This is a genomic window from Streptomyces sp. NPDC060198 (genome assembly GCF_042728415.1).
Taxonomy (GTDB): domain Bacteria; phylum Actinomycetota; class Actinomycetes; order Streptomycetales; family Streptomycetaceae; genus Streptomyces.
Map to the genome: position 1 here is coordinate 1 of NZ_JBHWZJ010000306.1, position 8,198 is coordinate 8,198.

The 8,198-nt window shown below is 73.8% G+C and carries 8 protein-coding genes; 5 read left to right on the forward strand and 3 right to left on the reverse strand.

What is annotated here, in order from left to right; all coding sequences use genetic code 11:
• Positions 1–55 precede the first annotated feature (55 nt).
• Entirely contained in the window at positions 56–337 is a 282-nt protein-coding gene (locus tag ACFWEP_RS27300) for an Lrp/AsnC ligand binding domain-containing protein (RefSeq protein WP_328722148.1), read from the reverse strand.
• Entirely contained in the window at positions 334–1,086 is a 753-nt protein-coding gene (locus ACFWEP_RS27305; protein WP_387373824.1) for a rhomboid family intramembrane serine protease, read from the reverse strand. Before ACFWEP_RS27305 ends, ACFWEP_RS27300 begins: the two co-directional genes overlap by 4 nt.
• A 189-nt stretch (positions 1,087–1,275) precedes the next feature.
• On the opposite strand from ACFWEP_RS27305, the gene ACFWEP_RS27310 reads away from it, so the two are divergent.
• From ACFWEP_RS27310 to ACFWEP_RS27330, 5 genes are all read left to right on the forward strand, one after another.
• The gene (locus tag ACFWEP_RS27310) at positions 1,276–1,518 is read left to right on the forward strand and encodes a hypothetical protein (RefSeq protein ID WP_266703465.1); all 243 of its coding nucleotides are present in this window, start codon (positions 1,276–1,278) and stop codon (positions 1,516–1,518) included.
• 36 nt (positions 1,519–1,554) lie between these two features.
• Entirely contained in the window at positions 1,555–2,916 is a 1,362-nt protein-coding gene (locus tag ACFWEP_RS27315) for an NYN domain-containing protein (protein ID WP_387373832.1), read from the forward strand.
• 310 nt (positions 2,917–3,226) lie between these two features.
• The gene (locus ACFWEP_RS27320; protein WP_387373826.1) at positions 3,227–4,252 is read left to right on the forward strand and encodes an NlpC/P60 family protein; all 1,026 of its coding nucleotides are present in this window, start codon (positions 3,227–3,229) and stop codon (positions 4,250–4,252) included.
• 243 nt (positions 4,253–4,495) lie between these two features.
• Positions 4,496–5,557 carry an NlpC/P60 family protein gene (locus tag ACFWEP_RS27325; protein ID WP_387373828.1) on the forward strand — a complete coding sequence of 354 codons (1,062 nt, stop codon included), beginning with the start codon at positions 4,496–4,498 and terminating at the stop codon, positions 5,555–5,557.
• A 25-nt stretch (positions 5,558–5,582) separates the two neighbouring features.
• On the forward strand, positions 5,583–6,857 hold the full coding sequence (locus tag ACFWEP_RS27330; protein WP_387373834.1) for a hypothetical protein: 1,275 nt from the start codon (positions 5,583–5,585) through the stop codon (positions 6,855–6,857).
• Here the strand turns inward: ACFWEP_RS27330 and ACFWEP_RS27335 are convergent.
• The gene (locus tag ACFWEP_RS27335) at positions 6,833–8,113 is read right to left on the reverse strand and encodes a glycosyltransferase 87 family protein (RefSeq protein ID WP_387373830.1); all 1,281 of its coding nucleotides are present in this window, start codon (positions 8,111–8,113) and stop codon (positions 6,833–6,835) included. The two genes, ACFWEP_RS27330 and ACFWEP_RS27335, sit on opposite strands and share 25 nt — an antisense overlap.
• Positions 8,114–8,198: the final 85 nt, after the last annotated feature.

Sequence of the window (8,198 nt, forward strand, 5' to 3'; positions counted from 1 at the left end):
GGCAGCTGCCCGTCCCCGGCCGAAGTGCTGCCGAGTACCGCTTCGGGAGCGGTGGTTACGCGTCGAGGCCGATGGCGAACGCGGCTTCCAGGTCGTGCTGGGAGTACGTACGGAAGGCCACGTGGGTGTCGGTGGCCTCCACGCCCGGGATCTTGCTGATCTTGCCGGGGATGACCTCGGCGAGGTCGTCGTGGCGGGCCACCCGGACCATGGCGATCAGGTCGTACGTGCCGGTGACCGAGAAGACCTCGCTGACGCTGTCGAGCGCCGCGATGGACTCCGCGATCTCCGGAATCCGGTCGACGCTGGTTTTGATGAGCACGATCGCGGTGATCACGGCTGGCTTTCTCCCTCGGTGGCCGTGGCTGGTGTCTTCACTCTAGCCCCACGCCGGTGGGGCCCCCGGGCCAGGACGAATCCGGCGCCGAACCCCGTCACGTGTGCCAGATAGGCGACGCCCGGACCGCTGCCCGCGCTCCGGGCCGCCAGCCACTGGAGGGCGAACCAGAAGAGGAGCACGATCCAGGCCGGGAAGCGCAGCGGGAGGAAGAAGAGGAACGGGAAGATGCTGGTGACCCGCGCCCGGGGGAAGAGGCGCAGGAACGCCCCGAGCACCGCCGAGATGGCACCGGAGGCCCCGACCAGCGTCTGCTCGGAGCCGGAGTACGCCGCCGCGTAGACGACCAGGGTCAGACAGCCGCAGCCCGTGTAGAAGAGGGCGAAGCCGAGATGTCCCATCCGCTCCTCGGCCATGGCGCCGAACACGTGCAGGAAGAGCATGTTGCCCAGCAGGTGCAGCCAGCCGCCGTGCACGAAGAGCGCGGTGAACGGGGTGAGCCACGCGTGCGCCGGGCCGCCCCACAGTTCCGCGGGGATCACGCCCCACCGCTCGAAGTACCCGGCCTGGGCGGCGAGTGCCGCGTCGGCGGTGGCGTGGGAGGGGCCGAGGCCGGAGACCGGGCTGACCACGAAGACCAGGCAGCACACCGCGATGAGGCTGTACGTGACGGGCGCGCCGCCCGCCGCTGCCGGGAGGCGGAGTCTGCGTACCGCGCCCAGCGGGTCCGTGTCACGCCGTTCGATCATGTACGGAGCATGACGTACCGGGACGGAACGGTACGGGCCGCCTCGCCGTGCCGGTGGCGGGGTGCGAGGCCGTAGGGTTGCCCCAGGACACCCGCAGTTCGACGGCGCACCGCGAGATCCTTGAGGCAGGACAGGACGGGGCTCGGTCCGGGACGGCACGAGGCTCCGACGACGAAAGAGGACGGCACGATGACGACGGTTCCCCAGCCGACCGACGCGACCCGCTGGCGCTGCACGCTCTGCGGGAACCTCACCCGTTTCGACGTGACGAGGTCGTCGAAGGTGGTGGAGTACATCCACCTCGACCTGGCCGGTGACGCCAGTGTCGAGGAGCGGGAGGTCGTCAGTGAGACGATCGAATCGGTGCGCTGCCGTTGGTGCAACGCGGTGGACCAGATCGAACTGGTGGACAGGCCAGGTGCCGACTCCTGACGGAGTCGCACCACAGACACGATGGGGTGACGGATGGTGGAGCAGCCGACCAGCGGCGCTGATCCGGCCGATGGGGCCGACGGCGCCGTCGAGGCGCTCGACCGCCCGCTGCCCGAGGGAGTGCGGCGGCGGGTCGTCGCGCTGGTCTCGGACGCCTTCGGGGGTCTGACGGTCGGCGAACTGCCCGCCCAGCTTCGTCAGTACGCCCGCTTCACCCCGACCCGGCGGGCGAAGTTCGCCGGGAACGCCATGGCCGCGGCCCTGGAGGGCGACGCGCGCTTCCGCGGGCGCATCGGGGAGCGGATCGCTGCCGCCCAGCCCGAGCTGGCCCGCGCCCTGGAGTCCGGCGCACCCCCGGCCGCCGCCGATCCGGTGGACGTCGCCGCCGCCGCGTACGTGCTCCGCCCGGTCGGCTGGGTCAAGCTGGTGCAGGCCGCCGGCGAGGAGGTCCAGCGGGCCAGCGCGGAACGCGCCGACGACGAGACCCGGCGCGAGACGGAACGCCTGCGCGAGGAACTGGCGCAGGCGCGGGACCAGACGAAGACCGACACCGAGCGGCTCCGTGCCGAACTGGACGCCGCGCGCAAGGAATCCGAGTCGCTCCACCGCAAGCTGCGCAGTGCCCTCAGCGAGGTCAAGCGCAGCGAGGCCGCGGTGCGCCGGGCCGCCGCCGAGACGGACGCCGTGCGCGCCGAGACGGCGGCACAGGTCTCCCAGGCCGAGAGCGAGAACCGCCGACTCAAGACGCGGCTCGCGGAGGCCGAGACGGCCGTGGAGACGGGCCGCAGAGCCGCCCGCGAGGGCCGTTCGGTCGAGGACATGCGGCTGCGCCTGCTGCTGGACACCGTGCTCGACGCCGCCGCGGGGCTGCGCCGCGAACTCGCGCTGCCGCCCGCGACGTCCCGCCCCGCCGACGGGGTGGACGCGGTCGAGCCGGGCCGGATGTCGCCCAAGGATATCGCCGCCAGGGCGCTGTCGGAGACCGACCCGGCGCTGCTGGACCAGCTGCTGGCCCTGCCGCAGGCGCACCTGATCGTCGACGGCTACAACGTCACGAAGACCGGCTATCCGCAGATGCCGCTGGAGAAGCAGCGGTTGCGGCTGCTGGGCGGGCTCTCGATGCTCGCCGCGCAGACGGGCGCCGAGATGACCTGTGTGTTCGACGGGGCGGAGCTGGCCGTACCGGTGCTGCTCGCGCCGCCGCGCGGGGTCCGGGTGCTCTTCAGCAAGGCGGGGGTGACCGCCGACGAGCTGATCCGCCAACTGGCCCGTGCCGAACCGCCGGGGCGGCCCGTCGTGGTGGTCTCCACCGACCGGGAGGTGGCGGACGGAGTGGCGAAGGCCGGAGCCCGGCCCGTTGCGTCCGCCCTGCTCCTGAAGCGGCTTTCGCGCGTTTAGTGTGTGAAGGTGGGTGTGGGGTGGCATGGTGCATTCGGCCGGATTCGGAGAAACGTACCGTCAACTCCTGGCTACGCGCGGTGCGTCGAGGGTGGGGAAGCGCCGGATGTGACGAAGTTCTTCCGGGAAGGATTTGAACTGATCACAGCTTGGTCACTAGGGTCAGGCCTCGAACCTTCGCACGGTTGATCACTCATTCGGGGTGGCGGCGAAGGAACCGCCGAGTCCGTGAAGTGTGCGGAGCCGGGTCGTTCCGGGTGTACCCCCTCCGGTCTGGTAGGCGGCTCTGAGGAAGAAGGAGCTCGCCTTCGTGGCGTCCCACCGTCGACCCAAGCAGCCGAGCCGTGCCCGTGTGACCGTGCTCACCGCGACCGCCGCGGCCGCCGTGGCCCTGTCCGCCCAGGCCGCGCACGCCGACCCGAAGCCGACCAAGGCCGAGGTCAAGGAGAAGGTCGACAAGCTCTACGCCGAGGCCGAGGCCGCCACCGAGAAGTACAACGGGGCCAAGGAGCAGCAGGAGAAGCTGAAGAAGGAGGTCGACGCCCTCCAGGACAAGGTCGCCCGCGAGCAGGCCGACCTCAACAGCCTCCGCGGCGAACTCGGTTCGATCGCCACCGCGCAGTACCGCTCCGGCGGCATCGACCCCTCCGTGCAGCTCTTCCTCGCCTCGGACCCGGACACCTTCCTCGACCAGGCCTCCGCGCTCGACCAGTTGACGGCCAAGCAGACCGAGTCGCTGGAGAAGATCCAGGCCAAGCAGCGCAGCCTCGCCCAGGAGCGCAAGGAGGCCGAGGCGAAGCTCTCCGAGCTCTCCGAGGTCCGCGACGCCCTCGGCGCGAACAAGAAGAAGTACCAGAAGAAGCTCGCCGACGCGCAGGCCCTGCTGAACACCCTCACCGCCGCCGAGCGCCAGAAGATGGCCGACGACGACGCGCGCGCCAGCCGGTCCGCCGGCACCCGCGTCGACCTGGGCAACGAAGTCCCGGCCTCCGCCCTCGGTGCCGCCGCCCTCGCCAACGCCGCCACGCAGATCGGCAAGCCGTACGTCTCCGGCGGTACGGGCCCCAGCTCGTTCGACTGCTCGGGCCTCACGCAGTGGGCCTACGCGCAGGCGGGTGTCGCGATCACCCGTACCACGTACACCCAGATCAACCAGGGCACGCAGATCGGCCGCAGCTCGCTGAAGCCGGGCGACCTGGTGTTCTTCAACAACACCGAGCACGTCGCCCTCTACGCGGGCAACAACACGGTGCTGCACGCCCCGCACCCCGGCGCGTACGTCCGTTACGAGTCGATGGACACCATCGGCAGCTTCCAGGTCGGCGTCCGCATCTGACGCGCCGGACCGACGCCCGAACGGGCGAATCGGTACGCCCCCGCACGACGCCCCGCCCCGACGGAGACCGAGGTTACCGCCGGGGCGGAGCCGTTTCGGCCCCCGCGTGGCCGGTCCGGTCCTTGGTCGTCGTGCAACCGGACGATTACTGTCTGTCTGCTGTGCGGCTCCCGTCCGTCGGCCCGCCCGGCCCGGGCGGCAGGGGGCCGCGTGCGTACGCGCGCAGCGGAAGGAGTACGGCCCGTGGCGTCCCATCGCCGTCCCACCCAGTCCGGCCTCAACCGGGGCGTCCGCGCCACGGTCCTGACCGCCGCCGCGGCGAGTGCGGCCGCCGGCCTCACCGGGGCGCCCGCGAGCGCGGAACCGGCGCACGACCGGGAGGCCACCCGGGCCCGCGTCGACCAGCTGTACGGCGAGGCGGAGCGGGCCACCGAGAAGTTCAACCGGGCCGGCGAGGACACCGACCGCCTCCGCGAGAAGGTCGACCGGGCCCAGGAGGCCGCCGCCCGCACCCAGGCCGCCCTCAACGAGATGCGCGGGGGGCTCGGCGCCGTCGCCGGGGCGCAGTACCGAGCCGGCTCCCTCGATCCCGCCCTGGCGCTGCTGTTCTCCTCGGACCCGGACACCTACCTCGACCGGGCCGCCACCCTCGACCGGCTCGGCGAGCGCCAGTCGCTCGTGCTCGACAAGCTCCGCCGGACCCGCCAGAAGATGGACCAGATCCGCGCCGAGGCCGCGGACGACCTGCGGGACCTGGAACGCGGCCGAGCCGCCGTGGCCCGCCACAAACACACCGTCGAGACCAAGCTCGCCGAGGCCCGCAGGCTGCTCGCCGCCCTGCCCCCCGAGGAGCGCGCCGCCCTCGACGACCACGCGTCCCGCTCCACCCGTCCCCCCGGCCCGGGCGGCTCCGGCGGCCCGGAGGCCCTGCGGGCGGCCACCGGAAGCCTTCCGGGCTCGGCCAGGGCGCTGGCCGCCCTGGCCGCCGCCCAGCAGGCACTGGGCAGCCCGTACGTCTGGGGAGCCAACGGCCCGGGCAGCTTCGACTGCTCCGGGCTCATGCAGTGGGCCTACGCCCGCGCGGGCGTCAGCCTGCCCCGCACCTCCCAGGCCCAGCGGTACGCGGGCCGCATGGTGCCGCTCTCCCAGGCCCGCCCCGGGGATCTCGTCGCCTACCGGGCGGACGCCAGCCACATCGCGATGTACGCCGGGAACGGCCAGGTCATCCACGCCCCGTACCCCGGCGCCCAGGTCCGCTTCGACCCCGTCGGCATGATGCCCGTCTCCTCGGTCACCCGGGTCTGACCGTACGATCGGCGCAATGGCAGAACTGGCGCCACCCCGGTCCGACGCGCGGCGGGGCCGCCCCCGCACCCGGCGTGCGGCGGGCGCCCCGCTCGTCGGGCTGCTCGTCGCCGGGCTGCTGGCCGCCGGGGGGTGCGCCGCCCCCGACCGCACCGCGGACGCCGCCACCGCCCGGCAGATCACCGCGGTCCTGGAGCGGCGGGCCGCCGCCGTGCTGCACCACGACACCGCCGCCTACCTGGCCGTGGTCGACCCGGACGCCGCCGCGCTGCGCACGGCCCAGCGCACCACGCTGGCCGCCCTGGCGGACGTACCCCTGCGGTCCTGGACGTACACCGTGAAGGCGGTGACCGCGCGGGGCGCCGACCGGGCCACCGCCGACGTCGAGCTGGACTACCGCGTCGCGGGCTTCGACACCGCGCCCGCGACCGCCCGCCGCACCGTGGAGGTCGCCCGGGACGGCTCCGCCGGGTCCTGGTACCTCACGGCGGACCGGCCCGCGAAGGACGCGGCCGTACCGCTGTGGGACCAGGGCAAGGTGGTCGCGGTGCACGGCACCCACAGCCTGGTCCTCGGCGTCGGCCGCCCGGCGAAGGAGCTGCGCGAGATCGCGGATACCGCGGACGAGGCGGTCCCGGCGGTCTCCGCCGCCTGGCCGGACACCTGGGCGGCGCGGGTGGTCTACCTCGTCCCCGCCTCCACCGGGGACATGGCGGAGCTGCTGGGCTCGGCGGACGGGAGCTACCGGGGGATAGCGGCGGTCACCACCGGCGCGGTCTCCGACGGCGAAGGGCAGCCGGGCCTCGCGGACCGGGTCGTCGTCAACCCGGAGGCGTACGCCACCCTCGGCACCTTCGGCCGCAGGGTCGTCCTCACCCACGAGACCACGCACGTGGCGACGCGTACCGCCACCACGGCGGCCACCCCGCTCTGGCTCTCCGAGGGGTTCGCCGACTGGGCCGCGTACCGGCAGGAGGACCGTACGGCCGGTGAGATCGCCCCCGAACTCGCCACCGCGGTCCGCGCCCGGGAGCTGCCCGCCGCGCTGCCCCTGGACGACGACTTCGCCTTCGACCGGGACGCGGACGAGCTCGCGCGGGCGTACGAGGGCGGCTGGCTCGCCTGCGCGCTCATCGCCGGGGAGTGGGGCGAGGACGCGCTCAGGGAGCTCTACCGGGAGGTGGGGGCCCACGACGGGCGCGAGGGGGCGGTGGACACGGCGATGGAGAAAGTCCTCGGCGTCGGCGAGCGGGAGTTCACCACCCGCTGGCGGAACTACCTCGCCGACCGGCTCGGCTGAGGCACCCGGGCCGCCGGCCCGACCGCCACCGCCGCGGCGGCCACCGGTCCCGCCGCGCGCCACAGCCTCGCCGCCGCGATCACCGTCGCCGCGACCAGCAGCCCGTTCCGCACCAGGAGCAGGGCCACGCCCGTGCCGTCGCTCGCGACCACGTGCACGAAGCCGAGCGGGAACTCCAGGAAGGTCACCGGGCAGGCCAGCAGGACCAGGCACACGGGCCGGCGCATCCGGCTGCCCGGGAAGACCAGGCAGACCGCGGCCAGCCCGACCAGCCACACCAGGTACTGCGGACTGATCACCCGGCTCGTCGTCGTGAACACCAGCACCGCCGTGAACGCCGCGTCCGCCGCGGTGTGCGCCGTGAAGGTACGCGCCCGCAGCCGCCACACCACCAGCCAGCCGAACCCCGCCACGCTCAGCCAGAGCGCCAGCGACGACACCACGTCCACCCCCGGGCCGAGGAACTCCATCGAGCCGTAGGACAGCTCGATCCGCCCCGGCCAGCCGGACCGCCGGGCCACGTGGAGCGCCAGCCCGCCCAGCGACTCGATCTCGGTGCCCCGGTCCCGCTGGTGGGCGAGGAATCCGAACGCGCCCGGCATCGCCAGCCAGAACCCCGCCGCCACCACCCCGGCCACCACCGCCGCCGCCGACCAGGCACGCCGGGTCACCCGCCCCGGGGTGGTGCCCAGCAGCACCAGCACCGGCCACACCTTCAGCAGCGCCCCGAACGCCGCAAGCGCCCCCAGCACCCTCGGGCGCCGCACCCCGGCCAGCAGCCCCGCCACCGCGACCGCCGCCACCATCAGGTCGTACCGGGCGTACACGGTCGGGCCCAGCAGCGGCACTCCCGCCACCCAGACCCGGGCGCCCGCGCGCCGCGCCCCGGGCCGGGAGCCCGCCCGCGCCAGCATGCCCAGCACCAGCGCGTCGCAGACCAGCACGAGCACGGAGAACGCCGTCGCGTACTCCAGGAACGGCAGCAACCCGGGGGCCAGCACGGGCAGCGCCGCCGCGGGCGGGTACTGCCAGGTGACGTCGCCCGGCGGGAAGACCCCGGTGCGCAGCACGTCGTACCAGCCCCGGTAGATCACCGACACGTCCACGGTGACGTCCAGACCCGGCGCGGTGACCACCTTCAGCACCCAGAGCAGCAGAGTGGCCCTGGTCGCCGCCCAGACCGCGAGGAGCCCCACCGTGCCGGCCCGTCCCGTCATGGCGCTCCCACCCCTCGTGCCGTACGTCCGGTCAGCCATGATGCCGGGCACTCCTGCGCGCGGGACTCAGGCGCGGCCGGAGAGCCTTCCGGGACCCGGCGCGTGACGCACCGCCCCAGGTGGC